Annotated in this window: 22 protein-coding genes; 1 reads left to right on the top strand and 21 read right to left on the bottom strand. The window is 63.4% G+C overall.

Annotation, left to right across the window (positions count from 1 at the left end; translation table 11 throughout):
- Window positions 1-60 precede the first annotated feature (60 nt).
- Window positions 61-1407, top strand: coding sequence for an ABC transporter substrate-binding protein (locus ACRQ5B_RS10105; protein WP_432393603.1), 1347 nt, complete (start codon window positions 61-63; stop codon window positions 1405-1407).
- 109 nt (window positions 1408-1516) lie between these two features.
- On the opposite strand, the gene map is transcribed toward ACRQ5B_RS10105, so the two are convergent.
- The 21 genes from map to rplD all read right to left on the bottom strand — a co-directional run bounded on the left by map (window position 1517) and on the right by rplD (window position 13428).
- Window positions 1517-2344: a type I methionyl aminopeptidase gene (gene map, locus ACRQ5B_RS10100; RefSeq protein ID WP_432393601.1), complete on the bottom strand. Its 828-nt coding sequence runs from the start codon at window positions 2342-2344 to the stop codon at window positions 1517-1519.
- A 106-nt stretch (window positions 2345-2450) separates the two neighbouring features.
- Window positions 2451-3020: an adenylate kinase gene (locus tag ACRQ5B_RS10095; RefSeq protein ID WP_290255919.1), complete on the bottom strand. Its 570-nt coding sequence runs from the start codon at window positions 3018-3020 to the stop codon at window positions 2451-2453.
- A gap of 5 nt (window positions 3021-3025) precedes the next feature.
- On the bottom strand, window positions 3026-4336 hold the full coding sequence (secY, locus tag ACRQ5B_RS10090) for a preprotein translocase subunit SecY (RefSeq protein WP_290255920.1): 1311 nt from the start codon (window positions 4334-4336) through the stop codon (window positions 3026-3028).
- Between the two features lie 189 nt (window positions 4337-4525).
- On the bottom strand, window positions 4526-5017 hold the full coding sequence (rplO, locus tag ACRQ5B_RS10085; protein WP_364133347.1) for a 50S ribosomal protein L15: 492 nt from the start codon (window positions 5015-5017) through the stop codon (window positions 4526-4528).
- Entirely contained in the window at window positions 5018-5224 is a 207-nt protein-coding gene (gene rpmD / locus ACRQ5B_RS10080) for a 50S ribosomal protein L30 (protein ID WP_056626615.1), read from the bottom strand. It abuts the gene before it with no gap.
- 3 nt (window positions 5225-5227) lie between these two features.
- Window positions 5228-5908, bottom strand: coding sequence for a 30S ribosomal protein S5 (gene rpsE / locus ACRQ5B_RS10075; protein WP_290255922.1), 681 nt, complete (start codon window positions 5906-5908; stop codon window positions 5228-5230).
- Window positions 5909-5934: 26 nt separating this feature from the next.
- Window positions 5935-6318 (bottom strand): 50S ribosomal protein L18, encoded by a 384-nt coding sequence (rplR, locus tag ACRQ5B_RS10070; protein WP_290255923.1) that lies wholly within the window; start codon window positions 6316-6318, stop codon window positions 5935-5937.
- Window positions 6319-6320: 2 nt separating this feature from the next.
- The gene (gene rplF, locus ACRQ5B_RS10065; RefSeq protein ID WP_290255924.1) at window positions 6321-6857 is read right to left on the bottom strand and encodes a 50S ribosomal protein L6; all 537 of its coding nucleotides are present in this window, start codon (window positions 6855-6857) and stop codon (window positions 6321-6323) included.
- Between the two features lie 18 nt (window positions 6858-6875).
- The gene (rpsH, locus tag ACRQ5B_RS10060) at window positions 6876-7274 is read right to left on the bottom strand and encodes a 30S ribosomal protein S8 (RefSeq protein ID WP_018769139.1); all 399 of its coding nucleotides are present in this window, start codon (window positions 7272-7274) and stop codon (window positions 6876-6878) included.
- 78 nt (window positions 7275-7352) lie between these two features.
- On the bottom strand, window positions 7353-7934 hold the full coding sequence (gene rplE / locus ACRQ5B_RS10055; protein WP_412883759.1) for a 50S ribosomal protein L5: 582 nt from the start codon (window positions 7932-7934) through the stop codon (window positions 7353-7355).
- Entirely contained in the window at window positions 7934-8293 is a 360-nt protein-coding gene (rplX, locus tag ACRQ5B_RS10050; protein ID WP_290255926.1) for a 50S ribosomal protein L24, read from the bottom strand. Before rplX ends, rplE begins: the two co-directional genes overlap by 1 nt.
- Window positions 8294-8296: 3 nt before the next feature.
- Window positions 8297-8665 (bottom strand): 50S ribosomal protein L14, encoded by a 369-nt coding sequence (rplN, locus tag ACRQ5B_RS10045; RefSeq protein ID WP_003803789.1) that lies wholly within the window; start codon window positions 8663-8665, stop codon window positions 8297-8299.
- A 390-nt stretch (window positions 8666-9055) separates the two neighbouring features.
- Window positions 9056-9364, bottom strand: coding sequence for a 30S ribosomal protein S17 (gene rpsQ, locus ACRQ5B_RS10040; protein WP_056737811.1), 309 nt, complete (start codon window positions 9362-9364; stop codon window positions 9056-9058).
- Window positions 9361-9690: a 50S ribosomal protein L29 gene (gene rpmC / locus ACRQ5B_RS10035; protein ID WP_290255927.1), complete on the bottom strand. Its 330-nt coding sequence runs from the start codon at window positions 9688-9690 to the stop codon at window positions 9361-9363. Before rpmC ends, rpsQ begins: the two co-directional genes overlap by 4 nt.
- Window positions 9691-9692: 2 nt before the next feature.
- A complete protein-coding gene (rplP, locus tag ACRQ5B_RS10030) occupies window positions 9693-10109 on the bottom strand; it encodes a 50S ribosomal protein L16 (RefSeq protein ID WP_056737809.1) in 417 nt (138 codons plus the stop codon).
- 1 nt (window position 10110) lies between these two features.
- Complete coding sequence (gene rpsC / locus ACRQ5B_RS10025) at window positions 10111-10938, bottom strand: 30S ribosomal protein S3 (RefSeq protein ID WP_290255928.1); 828 nt, start codon at window positions 10936-10938, stop codon at window positions 10111-10113.
- Window positions 10939-11304 carry a 50S ribosomal protein L22 gene (rplV, locus tag ACRQ5B_RS10020; protein WP_003803798.1) on the bottom strand — a complete coding sequence of 122 codons (366 nt, stop codon included), beginning with the start codon at window positions 11302-11304 and terminating at the stop codon, window positions 10939-10941.
- Between the two features lie 38 nt (window positions 11305-11342).
- Window positions 11343-11624 (bottom strand): 30S ribosomal protein S19, encoded by a 282-nt coding sequence (gene rpsS, locus ACRQ5B_RS10015; protein ID WP_018773666.1) that lies wholly within the window; start codon window positions 11622-11624, stop codon window positions 11343-11345.
- Between the two features lie 12 nt (window positions 11625-11636).
- Window positions 11637-12476 carry a 50S ribosomal protein L2 gene (gene rplB / locus ACRQ5B_RS10010; RefSeq protein ID WP_290255929.1) on the bottom strand — a complete coding sequence of 280 codons (840 nt, stop codon included), beginning with the start codon at window positions 12474-12476 and terminating at the stop codon, window positions 11637-11639.
- A 29-nt stretch (window positions 12477-12505) separates the two neighbouring features.
- Window positions 12506-12811, bottom strand: coding sequence for a 50S ribosomal protein L23 (gene rplW / locus ACRQ5B_RS10005; protein ID WP_290255930.1), 306 nt, complete (start codon window positions 12809-12811; stop codon window positions 12506-12508).
- Complete coding sequence (gene rplD, locus ACRQ5B_RS10000) at window positions 12808-13428, bottom strand: 50S ribosomal protein L4 (RefSeq protein ID WP_432393592.1); 621 nt, start codon at window positions 13426-13428, stop codon at window positions 12808-12810. Before rplD ends, rplW begins: the two co-directional genes overlap by 4 nt.
- Window positions 13429-13431 lie beyond the last annotated feature (3 nt).

Raw genomic sequence — 13431 nt, 5'->3', positions numbered from 1 at the left:
ACCCGATTTCCCCGTTCCACCACGCTTCAATCGAGTCAACCTTTCCCGAGAGGATCCATCATGGCCCCCACACTTGATCGACGTAACTTCCTTGGCCTCGCCGGCGCCAGCGCCGGTGCCGCGGCCCTGGCCGCCTGCGGCGGACCGTCCACCAGCGGCGGAGGCGCCACCACCGACGCGTCCGACATCGACTTCACCGGCGTCAAGCCGGCCGGCTCCTTCGACTTCTGGACCAGCCACCCGGGCAAGTCCCAGGACGTCGAGAAGGCCATCATCGACAAGTTCCAGGCCAAGTACCCGGACATCAAGGTCAACCTGATCACCGCCGGCGCGAACTACGAAGAGATCGCCCAGAAGTTCCAGACCTCCCAGGCGGCCAAGTCCGCCCTGCCCGGCCTGGTGGTCCTCTCCGACGTCTGGTGGTTCCGTTACTACACCAACGGCAACATCATCCCGCTCGACGGCCTGATCAAGCAGCTGGACTTCAAGATGGACGATTTCCAGAAGTCGCTGGTTGACGACTACAAGTACAACGACAAGCAGTGGGCCCTCCCCTACGGCCGGTCCACCCCGCTGTTCTACTACAACAAGGACCACTTCAAGGCCGCGGGCCTGCCAGACCGGGCACCGAAGACCTGGCAGGAATTCGGCGAGTGGGCCCCGAAGCTGAAGGCCGCCTCCGGCGCCAGCTACTCCTACATGTACCTGGCCCTGGCCGGCTACGCCGGCTGGACGCTGCAGAACAACCTCTGGGGCTGGGGCGGCAGCTGGTCCAACGGCTGGGACCTCAACTGCGACTCCGCCGAGTCCGTAGCCGCCCTGCAGTGGGCCCAGGACTCCGTCTACAAGGACAAGTGGGCCGGCGTCTCGTCCAAGAACGCCGCCGACGACTTCGCCGCCGGCATCGCCTCGGCCACGATCTCCTCCACCGGTGACCTGCTGGGCGTCCTGCAGTCCGCCAAGTTCAACGTGGGCGTCGGCTTCCTGCCGGGCGGCCCGAAGAAGGACACGGGCGTCTGCCCCACCGGCGGCGCCGGTCTGGGCATCCCGAGCGGTGTCAGCAAGGAAGTCCAGATGGCAGCCGCGACGTTCCTGAAGTTCATGACGGAGCCGGAGAGCACGGCGGCCTTCTCCGCCGCCACCGGTTACATGCCGATCCGCAAGTCTGCGGACATGGCCGCGGTGCTCGCCAAGACCCCGCAGATCAAGACCGCCATGGACCAGTTGGCCGTGACTCACGTCCAGGACAACGCCCGCGTGTTCCTGCCCGGCGCGGACCAGGAGATGGCCAAGGCCGCTGCCAAGATCCTCACCCAGCAGGGCGATGTCAAGGCCACCATGACGGACCTGAAGACCACCCTCGACGGGATCTACACCAAGGACGTCAAGCCGAAGCTGAAGAGCTAGCACCGGCCGGCGATACGCAAAGCCCTGGCGCAGCGGGAATTCCCGCAGCGCCAGGGCTTTTCTGTGTCACCGGGGACGCAGGGCGCCACCGTCCCTGGGTGGCCGGATGTTAGGGAATCGGCACGGGCACGACGCCGAGCGGGGCGAGCTTCGCGGCGCCGCCGTCGGGTGCGGAGAGGACCCAGATGCCCTTCTCGTGCACGGCCACGGAGTGCTCCCACTGGCAGGAGCGGGCGCCGTCGGTGGTGATGACGGTCCAGTCGTCCTCCAGCACGGCCGTGTCGATGCTGCCGCGCACCAGCATGGGCTCGATCGCCAGGCACAGTCCGGGACGGATCTTGGGCCCGCGGTGGCTGGTGCGGTAGTTCAGCACGTCCGGGGGCATGTGCATGGCGGAGCCGATGCCGTGGCCCACGTAGTCCTCGAGGATGCCCAGCGGCTTGCCCGGGACCGAGGAGACGTAGTCGTCGACGGCGTTGCCGATGTCGCCGACGAACTTGCCCTTCGCCAGGGCAGCGATCCCCCGCCACATGGCTTCCTCGGTGACGTCGGAGAGGCGCTGGTCCTCGGGGTCTGCGGTGCCGACGATCACGGTGCGGGCCGAGTCCGAGTGCCAGCCGTCAACGATCGCGCCGCCGTCGATCGAGATGATGTCGCCGTCGTTCAGCACCCGGTCCCCGGGGATGCCATGCACAACTTCCTCGTTGACCGAGGTGCAGATGGTGGCGGGGAACCCGTGGTAGCCGAGGAAGTTCGACGTGGCCCCGGCCTCCTTGAGGACGCCGGCGAAGACGGCGTCGAGGTCCTTGGTGGTGACGCCGGGGACGGCCGCGGCGACGGCGGCGTCGAGCGCCCGGCTCAGCACCAGGCCGGCATCGTGCATGGTCCGCATCTGGGCGTTGGTCTTGTATTCAATGCGCGTCTGGCCGAATGCCATACTCTGCGTCCTCTCGGTGGTGCCGCCGCCCCTGGCGGGATGGCGGACAAATGCCTGAGGCTCCTCCCGGCAGTGCGGGAGGAGCCTCAACGGTTTGCGGCGGGTCCTAGGCGGACTGTGCTGCCTTGATGGCCTGCATGACGCGGTCGGTGACCTCGTCGATGCCGCCGATGCCGTCCACGCGGGTCAGGATGCCGCGTTCGGCGTACTTGTTGACGACCGCCTCGGTCTGGCCGTGGTACAGGTCCAGCCGGTGGCGGATGACGGCTTCGTTGTCGTCGCTGCGGCCGGTTTCCTTGGCGCGGCCCAGGAGCCGGGTAACGAGCTCCTCGTCGTCGGCGGTGAGCTGGAGGACGACGTCGAGCTTCTGGTCGTTATCGGCCAGGATCCCGTCGAGGTAGTCCACCTGGGCGGTGGTGCGGGGGTAGCCGTCCAGCAGGAACCCTGCCTCGACGTCGCCCTCGGAGAGACGGTCGCGGACCATCTTGTTGGTCACGCTGTCCGGGACGAAGTCGCCGGCGTCCATGTACTTCTTGGCTTCGAGCCCGAGGGGCGTCTCACCCTTGACGTTGGCCCGGAAGATGTCGCCGGTGGAGATCGCAATGACGCCGAGGCGCTCCGAAATGCGTTCCGCCTGCGTTCCCTTGCCGGAGCCGGGAGGTCCGATAATCAACATTCTCGTCATCGCAAAAGCCCTTCGTAGTGACGCTGCTGTAGCTGCGCATCAATCTGCTTGACGGTCTCCAAGCCAACGCCCACCATGATCAGGATCGAGGTGCCACCGAACGGGAAGTTCTGGTTGGCGTTGATCAGGACCAGGGCGATGAGCGGGATCAGGGCAACGAAGCCCAAGTAGATCGCGCCGGGCAAGGTGATCCGGGAAAGCACGTACTGCAGGTAGTCCGCGGTCGGCTTGCCGGCACGGATGCCCGGAATGAAGCCGCCGTACTTCTTCATGTTGTCAGAAACTTCTTCAGGGTTGAAAGTGATCGCAACATAGAAGTACGTGAAGAACACAATCAGGGCGAAGTACAGCGCCATGTAGATCGGGTGGTCGCCCTTGGTCAGGTTGTTGTTGATCCACTCAACCCAGGGGGCCATCTGCTCGCCCGGCTTGGGCGCGTTGAACTGTGCGATCAGGCCCGGCAGGTACAGCATCGACGAGGCGAAGATGACGGGCACGACGCCGGCCATGTTCACCTTGATCGGGATGTAGGTGCTGGTGCCGCCCACGGTGCGGCGGCCGATCATGCGCTTGGCGTACTGCACCGGGATGCGGCGCTGAGACTGCTCGACGAAGACCACCAGGGCCACGGTCAGCAGGCCGATCAGCAGCACCAGGAAGAACGTGCCGGGGCCCTGGGCCTTCCAGATGGCGCCGAGGGACGTCGGGAAGCCGGCGGCGATCGAGGTGAAGATGAGCAGCGACATGCCGTTGCCCACGCCCTTCTCGGTCACGAGCTCGCCCATCCACATGATCAGGCCGGTACCGGCCGTCAGGGTGATGACGATCAGGATGGTGGTGATGATGCTCGAGTCCGGGATGATCGGCAGCTGGCAGTTCGGCAGCAGCTGGCCGGAGCGCGCCAGCGACACCAGCGTCGTGGCGTTCAACAGGCCGAGGGCGATCGTCAGGTAGCGGGTGTACTGGGTCAGCTTGGACTGGCCCGAGGCACCCTCTTCGTAGAGCTGCTGGAACCGCGGGATAACCACGCGGAGCAGCTGCACGATGATGCTGGAGGTGATGTAGGGCATGATCCCCAGGGCAAAGATGGAGACCTGGAGCAGTGCACCGCCGCTGAACAGGTTGACGAGCTGGTAGATCCCGCCCGAGGTCTGACCGTTCTGCAAGCATTGCTGGACATTCTGGTAGCTCACACCGGGCGAGGGGATGAAGGCACCCAAGCGGAAGATGGTGATGATTCCCAGCGTGAACAACAACTTGCGTCGCAGATCAGGCGTGCGAAAGGCCCGGCCAAATGCGCTAAGCAAGCGTCCTCCTGTGTAATAAGTAAAATCGTGTGAGATAGGTCAAACAAACCCAACAACCGAGTCTAGCGGTTGGAAGCTCCCTGCGAACAATCGACAGGGGGTCCGGGTGTGAAAAACTCCCGGCACCCGGAGGCGTGAGCCCCAGGGTGCCGGGAGTTTTATGCAACGGGCATCAGCCCCGCCGCCTCCTTAGAGGGCGGTGGTGCTTCCGCCGGCAGCGGCAATCTTTTCCGCGGCGCTGGCCGAGAATGCGTGGGCGGTGACGTCAACCTTGACGGTGATGTCGCCGGTGCCCAGCACCTTGACGGGCTGGTTCTTGCGAACGGCGCCCTTTTCGACCAGGTTCTCCACGGTGACAGTGCCACCTTCCGGGAACAGCTCGTTGAGCTTGTCCAGGTTTACAACCTGGAACTCAACCCGGAACGGGTTCTTGAAGCCGCGCAGCTTCGGCAGGCGCATGTGCAGCGGCAGCTGGCCGCCGGCAAAGCCAGCCTTGACCTGGTAGCGGGCTGCAGTGCCCTTGGTGCCACGACCGGCGGTCTTACCCTTGGAGCCTTCACCACGACCAACACGGGTCTTGGCGGTCTTGGCACCCGGGGCGGGACGCAGGTGGTGCACCTTCAGCGCGTTCTGCTTCTCAGCAGCGCCCTGTGCCTTCTCGGCGGTGTTCTTCTCGGCCATTTACTTCGCCTCCTCTACCTTTACCAGGTGCGGAACCGTGTTCAGCATGCCAACGGTCACGGCGTCGGCGGTGCGGACAACGGTGTGTCCGATCCGCTTCAGGCCGAGGGACCGAAGGGTGTCGCGCTGGTTCTGCTTGCCGCCAATGGCGGACTTGATCTGGGTGATCTCCAACTGAGCGTCGGACGGAATCAGGTTCTTCGCCATGACTCAGACACCTGCCTTCTGGTTCATGATCGCCTTCACCATTGCCGGCGTCGCGATCTCGTCGAGGGGCAGACCGCGGCGTGCTGCCACTGCTGCCGGCTCTTCGAGGCGCTTCAGCGCGTCAACGGTCGCGTGAACGATGTTGATGGCGTTGGAGGAACCGAGCGACTTGGAGAGGATGTCGTGGATGCCCACGCACTCCAGGACCGCGCGGACCGGACCACCGGCGATAACACCGGTACCAGCCGACGCCGGGCGCAGCATGACGACGCCTGCGGCGGCCTCACCCTGAACGCGGTGCGGGATGGTGCTGCCGATGCGGGGAACGCGGAAGAAGGACTTCTTGGCCTCTTCAACGCCCTTCGCGATGGCGGCGGGAACTTCCTTGGCCTTGCCGTAGCCGACGCCGACCATACCGTTGCCGTCACCGACGACGACGAGGGCGGTGAAGCTGAAGCGCCGACCACCCTTGACGACCTTGGAAACACGGTTGATGGTTACGACGCGCTCTACGAACTGGCTCTTCTCCGCTTCGCGGCCGCCGTCGCGGCCACCACGGCCACCACGGTCGCCACGGCCCTGGCCGCGGTCGCCACGCTCGCCACGACGGGCACCGCCACGGCGGTCGTCGGTGGTAGCAGGCGCAGCGGTCTCGGTTGCCGGAGCAGCTACAGCTTCAGTCACCTGAGTGTCCTTTTCGTTATTTTCGGTCACAGTGCCAGCCCACCTTCACGTGCGCCGTCAGCGACGGCGGCGATCCGGCCGTGGTACTTGTTACCACCGCGGTCGAAGACGACAGCTTCGATGCCGGCAGCCTTGGCACGCTCGGCAACGAGCTCGCCGACGCGCTTGGCCTTGGCGGTCTTGTCGCCGTCGAACGCGCGCAGGTCGGCTTCCAGGGTGGAGGCGCTTGCCACGGTCAGGCCCTTGGTGTCATCGACAACCTGGACGAATACGTGGCGGGCCGAACGGTTGACGACCATGCGGGGACGTACAGCCGTACCGGAAATGCGCTTGCGGATACGAAGCTGGCGGCGGCTGCGCTGGGCAGACTTGCTCTTGTTCGTACGCTTCTTGTTAATTGCGATGGCCATGGTTACTTACCAGCCTTTCCGACCTTGCGGCGGATGACCTCGCCGGCGTAGCGGATACCCTTGCCCTTGTACGGGTCGGGCTTCCGCAGCTTGCGAATGTTGGCAGCAACTTCGCCGACCTGCTGCTTGGAGATACCTGAAACAGAGAGCTTCGTCGGAGTCTCAACTGCAAAGGTGATGCCGTTCGGAGCCGAGACGTTGACCGGGTGGCTGTAGCCCAGAGCGAACTCCAGGTCAGAACCCTTGGCCTGGACGCGGTAACCGGTACCGACAATCTCAAGCTTCTTCTCGTAGCCTGCGGTGACACCCTGGATCATGTTGGCGATCAGGGTGCGGGTCAGGCCGTGCAGCGAACGGGAGGCGCGCTCGTCGTTCGGGCGGCTGACGGTCAGGGTGCCATCTTCCAGGGCGACCTCGATCGGGCTGGGCACGGTGTGGCTCAGCTCTCCCTTGGAACCCTTGACGGAGACGACAGAGCCGTCAACCTTGACCTCAACGCCGGCAGGAACGGTGATGGGGAGACGTCCAATACGTGACATTATTCTCTTCCTTTCCCGTTACCAGACGTACGCGAGGACTTCGCCGCCCACGCCCTTCTTGCCGGCCTGCTTATCAGTCAGGAGGCCGGAAGAGGTGGACAGGATTGCGATACCCAGGCCACCCAGCACGTGCGGCAGGTTGGTGGACTTCGCGTAAACGCGGAGACCCGGCTTGGAGATACGGCGAACACCGGCGATGGAACGCTCGCGGTTCGGACCGAACTTGAGCTCGAGGGTCAGCTTCTTGCCGACCTCCGCGTCTTCTTCCTTCCAGCCGGCGATGAAGCCTTCTGCCTTAAGGATGTCGGCGACGCGAGCCTTGAGCTTGCTGTAAGGCATAGACACGGAATCGTGGTATGCCGAGTTTGCGTTGCGCAGACGCGTAAGCATATCTGCGACAGGATCTGTCATAGTCATGGTGGGCTCTTGCCCTTCCTCATAACGGTTTCCGCTGCCGGCCTAGTGACTGGCGTGCGGACCTTTTATGTAGCTGGATTAGTCTTCGGTCTTGAACGGGAAGCCCAGCGCCTTGAGCAGCGCGCGGCCTTCGTCGTCGGTCTTGGCAGTGGTCACGACGGTGATGTCCATACCGCGAACGCGGTCGATGGAATCCTGGTCGATCTCGTGGAACATAACCTGCTCGGTCAGACCGAAGGTGTAGTTGCCGTTGCCATCAAACTGCTTGCCGCTGAGGCCACGGAAGTCCCGGATACGCGGCAGAGCCAGCGTGACAAGGCGGTCCAGGAATTCCCACATGCGGTCGCCACGGAGGGTGGCGTGCGCACCAATCGGCATGCCTTCGCGCAGCTTGAACTGTGCGATCGACTTGCGGGCCTTGGTGACCTGCGGCTTCTGGCCGGTGATCAGGGTGAGGTCGCGGACGGCGCCATCGATCAGCTTGGAGTCCTTGGCGGCATCTCCAACACCCATGTTCACAACGACCTTCACCAGGCGGGGAACCTGGTTGACGTTGGCGTACTTGAATTCCTCAACGAGCGCGCTCTTGATGGAATCGGCGTACTTGGTCTTCAGACGAGGAACGATCTTGCTAGCCGGAGTCTCGAGAGTCTCAGTCATTAGATGTCCTTCCCTGAGCTCTTGGCCACGCGGACGCGCACTTCGCGCTTCACGCCATCGCGCTCAACGGTCTCGGTGCGGAAACCGACGCGCGTGGGCTTCTTGGTGGAGGGGTCAACCAGGGCCACGTTGGAGATGTGGATCGGGGCCTCAACGACCTCGATGCCACCGGTCTTGGTGCCGCGCTGCGACTGACCGACCTTGGTGTGCTTGGTGACGCGGTTGATGCCTTCGACCAGCACGCGGTTGGTCTCGGGGAACACGCGCAGGACCTTGCCCTGCTTGCCGCGGTCGCCGCCGCGCTCAGCCTTGGCGCCAGTGATGACCTGAACGAGGTCACCCTTCTTGATCTTAGCCATGGACTAGAGCACCTCCGGAGCCAGAGAAACGATCTTCATGAACTTCTTGTCGCGCAGTTCACGACCAACCGGTCCGAAGATACGGGTACCGCGGGGGTCACCGTCGTTCTTCAGGATCACAGCTGCGTTCTCGTCAAACTTGATGTAGGAACCATCCGCACGGCGGCGTTCCTTCTTGGTGCGGACGATGACAGCCTTGACGACATCGCCCTTCTTTACGTTGCCGCCCGGGATTGCATCCTTGACGGTGGCGACGATGACGTCGCCGATGCCTGCGTAGCGACGACCGGATCCACCGAGAACGCGAATGGTAAGGATTTCCTTAGCACCCGTGTTGTCGGCGACCTTGAGTCGCGACTCCTGCTGAATCACTATTTACTCCTTGCGTCGCGCCGGTTCTCAGGCCGTGGTCTTGCTACGGAATGAGCCTTGCGGAACGGTTGATCGGGGTGTCTCTTGACCTGCCTGGATTTTGCCAGACCAGGCCTAAACGCCCGTGCCAAAAGCAGTTGCATCCCGTGCGCCCTGGGGCGCGGGCATGCACTATGCCGTGGCACGATTGTTTACGAGGTTGACGATGGCACACGAAAGGCGCCATACAAACTCAATATCTTAGCACGGCCGGGGCCCTGGCAGAGAATCGCCCATTACCACAGACCCTCCCCGGATCCGGCGGCCACTCCCCGGGAACGGCGAAACCCCCGCTCCCAGAAGGGAACGGGGGTTTCCTAGCCGATTCCCCTGAGGGGGAAGCAGTAGATGCTACTTGGCCTTTTCGAGGATCTCGACCAGGCGCCACCGCTTGGTAGCGGAGAGCGGGCGGGTCTCGGCGAGGAGGACCAGGTCGCCGATGCCGGCGCTGTTCTCTTCGTCGTGAGCCTTGATCTTGGTGTTGCGCCGCATGACCTTGCCGTAGAGCGCGTGCTTCACGCGGTCTTCGACCTGGACAACGATGGTCTTTTCCATCTTGTCCGAGACGACGTAGCCGCGCTTCGTCTTGCGGTAACCGCGCTCGTCAGCCTTGGCAGCGTCGGAAACAGTTTCCGTCACGTTCTCGTCCTTTTCACTCACTTGGCGTCCTCCTCGGTCTCAACCTCGTCGGCCTTGTCAGCCTTCTTGGTTGCAGCCTTCTTGGACTTCTTTTCTTCCTTGGCTTCCACAACCGGTGCGGCAACCTCGGCACGAATGCCCAGCTCGCGTTCGCGGAGAACGGTGTAGATGCGTGCGATGTCCTTCTTGACCGCACGCAGACGACCGTGGTTCTCCAGCTGTCCGGTGGCGGACTGGAAACGCAGGTTGAACAGCTCTTCCTTCGCCTTGCGGAGTTCCTCAACGAGACGCTCGTTGTCGAAACCGTCCAGCTGCTTGGGTGCGAGTTCCTTCGACCCTACTGCCATTTCTATTCACCACCTTCGCGACGCACAATGCGTGCCTTCAACGGCAGCTTGTGGATTGCCAGGCGCAGGGCCTCGCGAGCTACCTCTTCATTGACACCGGAGAGTTCGAAGAGAACCCGGCCCGGCTTGACGTTGGAGACCCACCATTCCGGCGAACCCTTACCGGAACCCATGCGGGTTTCGGCCGGCTTCTTGGTCAGCGGACGGTCCGGGTAGATGTTGATCCAGACCTTGCCGCCACGCTTGATGTGGCGGGTCATCGCGATACGGGCGGATTCGATCTGACGGTTGGTGACGTATGCCGGGCTCAGAGCCTGGATACCCCACTCACCGAACGAAACCTCGGTGCCACCCGTGGCAGCGCCGGAACGACCCGGGTGGTGCTGCTTACGGTGCTTGACTCGACGTGGGATAAGCATTTCAAGCCTGTCCTCCTTCTGCAGCGGCCGGAGCCGCCTCTGCCGGAGCCTCGGCAGCAGGAGCTGCGTCGGCGGCCGGACGGTCGTTACGACGACGGCGGTCACCACGGTCGGCGCCACCGGGACGGCCCGGACGGTCGCCGGCGCGGCCGCGGGACGGGGCAGCAGCAGCCTGCTGGGCCAGTTCCTTGGCAGTGACGTCACCCTTGTAGATCCAGACCTTCACGCCGATGCGGCCGAAGGTGGTCTTGGCCTCGTAGAAGCCGTAGTCGATGTTCGCGCGGAGGGTGTGCAGGGGCACACGGCCTTCGCGGTAGAACTCCGAGCGGGACATTTCAGCGCCACCCAGTCGACCCGAGCAAGCGATACGGATGCCCTTGGCACCGGCACGCTGCGCGGACTGCATGGCCTTCTTCATCGCGCGGCGGAAAGCCACGCGGGAAGTCAGCTGCTCTGCAACGCCCTGGGCAACAAGCTGGGCTTCCATCTCGGGGTTCTTGACCTCGAGGATGTTCAGCTGGACCTGCTTGCCGGTCAGCTTTTCGAGCTCGCCGCGGATGCGGTCTGCTTCGGCGCCGCGGCGGCCGATCACGATACCCGGACGAGCCGTGTGGATATCCACGCGGACACGGTCGCGGGTGCGCTCGATCTCAACCTTGGCAATACCGGCGCGCTCCATGCCCGTGGACATGAGCTGGCGGATGCGGATGTCTTCGCGGACGAAGTCCTTGTACCGCTGGCCGGACTTGGTGCTGTCGGCGAACCAGTGCGATACGTGATCGGTGGTGATGCCGAGTCGGAACCCGTGCGGGTTTACTTTCTGTCCCACTTAGCGAGCCTCCTCTTTCTCCGGGGTAGCGACTACCACGGTGATGTGGCTCGTGCGCTTCTTGATCTGAAATGCACGACCCTGGGCGCGCGGCTGGAACCGCTTCATGGTCGGGCCTTCATCAACAAACGCTTCGCTGATGATGAGGTCACCTTCGTCAAACGCCACGCCGTCGCGGTCCGCGAGGACCCGGGCGTTGGAGATTGCCGACTGAACTACCTTGAATACCGGCTCAGAAGCTGCCTGCGGGGCAAACTTCAGAATTGCCAGAGCCTCGTTCGCTTGCTTCCCACGAACAAGGTTGACGACGCGCCGGGCCTTCATAGGCGTTACGCGGATGTGACGCGCAATTGCCTTGGCTTCCATTGCTTTCCTTCTCTCGTCTTTGACGTAAGTGCAGGCGCCTAGCGGCGCTTGCCCTTACGGTCGTCCTTGACATGGCCGCGGAAAGTCCGCGTGGGAGCGAATTCGCCGAGCTTGTGCCCGACCATCGACTCAGTGACAAACACCGGGATGTGCTTGCGTCCGTCGTGCACGGCGATCGTGTGGCCGAGCATGTCGGGGACGATCATCGAACGGCGGGACCAGGTCTTGATGACGTTCTTGGTGCCCTTTTCGTTTTCCCTGGCTACCTTCACAAAGAGGTGCTGGTCAACGAAAGGACCTTTTTTCAGGCTGCGTGGCATGTGTCCAGGCTCCTATCGCTTGTTCTTGCCAGTACGACGGCGACGAACAATAAGCTTGTCGCTCTCTTTGTTGGGACGGCGGGTGCGGCCTTCGCGCTTACCGTTGGGGTTGACGGGGTTACGACCACCGGAGGTCTTACCCTCACCACCACCGTGCGGGTGGTCAACCGGGTTCATGGCGACACCACGGACGGTCGGGCGGACGCCCTTCCAGCGCATACGGCCGGCCTTGCCCCAGTTGATGTTCGACTGCTCGGCGTTGCCGACCTCGCCGACGGTGGCGCGGCAGCGCACGTCAACGTTGCGGATTTCACCGGAGGGCAGACGCAGCTGGGCGTAACGGCCTTCCTTGGCGACGAGCTGGATCGATGCGCCGGCGGAGCGGCCCATCTTGGCGCCGCCACCCGGACGCAGTTCAACTGCGTGGATCACGGTACCGACCGGGATGTTGCGCAGCGGCAGGTTGTTGCCGGGCTTGATGTCAGCGTCGGCACCTGCTTCCACGGTGTCACCCTGGGCCAGCTTGTTCGGGGCGATGATGTAACGCTTGGTGCCATCAACGTAGTGCAGGAGGGCGATGCGAGCCGTGCGGTTCGGATCGTACTCGATTTCGGCAACGCGGGCGTTGACGCCGTCCTTGTCGTGGCGACGGAAGTCGATCAGACGGTACTGACGCTTGTGTCCACCACCCTTGTGACGGGTCGTGATCTTACCGGTGTTGTTACGTCCACCCTTTTTCGGGAGGGGACGAACCAGCGACTTTTCCGGCGTCGACCGCGTGATTTCGGTGAAGTCCGCTACGCTCGAGCCACGACGGCCCGGGGTAGTCGGCTTGTATTTACGGATTCCCATAATTTATTTCCTCGTTAAAGTGGTCTCCGCTACGAGAGCGGACCGCCGAAGATGTCGATAGTGCCTTCTTTGAGGCTGACAATCGCACGCTTGGTGCTCTTGCGGGTGCCCCATCCGAATTTGGTCCGCTTGCGCTTACCGGCACGGTTGATGGTGTTGATCGAGTCGACCTTGACGGAGAAGATCTTCTCCACGGCCAGCTTGATCTCGGTCTTGCTCGAGCGGGGGTCCACCAGGAAGGTGTACTTGCCCTCGTCGATCAGGCCGTAGCTCTTTTCCGAGACGACGGGCGCCAGGACGACGTCGCGCGGGTCTTTGATGGTGGCTGCGCTCACTTGGCATCCTCCTCGGTCTTTGCAGCCTTGTCCGCAACGAATGCGTCGTAGGCGGCCTTGGTGAAGACTACGTCGTCAGAAACGAGCACGTCGTAGGTGTTCAGCTGGTCTGCGTACAGAACGTGAACGTCCTGGAGGTTGCGCACGGAGAGTGCAGCAACATCGTTGGCGCGGTCGATGACGACGAGCAGGTTCTTGCGCTCGGAGACGCCACGCAGCGTTGCCAGTGCTTCACGGGAGGACGGCTTGGAGCCGGCAACCAGTTCAGCGACGACGTGGACGCGGCCGTTGCGGGCGCGGTCAGAGAGAGCGCCGCGCAGTGCAGCAGCAATCATCTTCTTGGGGGTGCGCTGGCTGTAGTCACGCGGCGTCGGGCCGTGGACAACGCCACCACCGGTCATGTGAGGAGCACGGATGGAACCCTGACGGGCGCGGCCGGTGCCCTTCTGCTTGAACGGCTTGCGACCGGCCCCGGAAACCTCGGCGCGGGTCTTGGTCTTGTGGGTACCCTGGCGAGCAGCAGCGAGCTGTGCGACGACGACCTGGTGCAACAGCGGCACGTTGGTCTGAACGTCGAAGATCTCTGCAGGCAGGTCAACCTTGACAGTGCTAGTCATTGA

This window comes from Pseudarthrobacter sp. L19 (assembly GCF_050859435.1).
Classification (GTDB): Bacteria; Actinomycetota; Actinomycetes; order Actinomycetales; family Micrococcaceae; genus Arthrobacter.
The sequence above is the reverse complement of the archived record's forward strand: the minus strand, read 5'-3'. Positions and strand labels throughout refer to the sequence as shown.

What these genes read in the sequence shown, in the direction of transcription:
- ACRQ5B_RS10105 (WP_432393603.1), top strand. Translation starts at nt 61, where the DNA reads ATGGCCCCCACACTTGATCGACGTAACTTCCTTGGCCTCGCCGGCGCC.
- rplB (WP_290255929.1), bottom strand. Translation starts at nt 12,476, where the DNA reads ATGGGAATCCGTAAATACAAGCCGACTACCCCGGGCCGTCGTGGCTCG.
- rplR (WP_290255923.1), bottom strand. Translation starts at nt 6,318, where the DNA reads ATGGCCATCGCAATTAACAAGAAGCGTACGAACAAGAGCAAGTCTGCC.
- rplF (WP_290255924.1), bottom strand. Translation starts at nt 6,857, where the DNA reads ATGTCACGTATTGGACGTCTCCCCATCACCGTTCCTGCCGGCGTTGAG.
- rplV (WP_003803798.1), bottom strand. Translation starts at nt 11,304, where the DNA reads ATGGAAGCCAAGGCAATTGCGCGTCACATCCGCGTAACGCCTATGAAG.
- rplE (WP_412883759.1), bottom strand. Translation starts at nt 7,934, where the DNA reads ATGACTGAGACTCTCGAGACTCCGGCTAGCAAGATCGTTCCTCGTCTG.
- map (WP_432393601.1), bottom strand. Translation starts at nt 2,344, where the DNA reads ATGGCATTCGGCCAGACGCGCATTGAATACAAGACCAACGCCCAGATG.
- rpsH (WP_018769139.1), bottom strand. Translation starts at nt 7,274, where the DNA reads ATGACTATGACAGATCCTGTCGCAGATATGCTTACGCGTCTGCGCAAC.
- rpmD (WP_056626615.1), bottom strand. Translation starts at nt 5,224, where the DNA reads ATGGCGAAGAACCTGATTCCGTCCGACGCTCAGTTGGAGATCACCCAG.
- rpmC (WP_290255927.1), bottom strand. Translation starts at nt 9,690, where the DNA reads ATGGCAGTAGGGTCGAAGGAACTCGCACCCAAGCAGCTGGACGGTTTC.
- ACRQ5B_RS10095 (WP_290255919.1), bottom strand. Translation starts at nt 3,020, where the DNA reads ATGTTGATTATCGGACCTCCCGGCTCCGGCAAGGGAACGCAGGCGGAA.
- rplD (WP_432393592.1), bottom strand. Translation starts at nt 13,428, where the DNA reads ATGACTAGCACTGTCAAGGTTGACCTGCCTGCAGAGATCTTCGACGTT.
- rplP (WP_056737809.1), bottom strand. Translation starts at nt 10,109, where the DNA reads ATGCTTATCCCACGTCGAGTCAAGCACCGTAAGCAGCACCACCCGGGT.
- rplX (WP_290255926.1), bottom strand. Translation starts at nt 8,293, where the DNA reads ATGGCTAAGATCAAGAAGGGTGACCTCGTTCAGGTCATCACTGGCGCC.
- rpsS (WP_018773666.1), bottom strand. Translation starts at nt 11,624, where the DNA reads ATGCCACGCAGCCTGAAAAAAGGTCCTTTCGTTGACCAGCACCTCTTT.
- rplO (WP_364133347.1), bottom strand. Translation starts at nt 5,017, where the DNA reads ATGGCCGAGAAGAACACCGCCGAGAAGGCACAGGGCGCTGCTGAGAAG.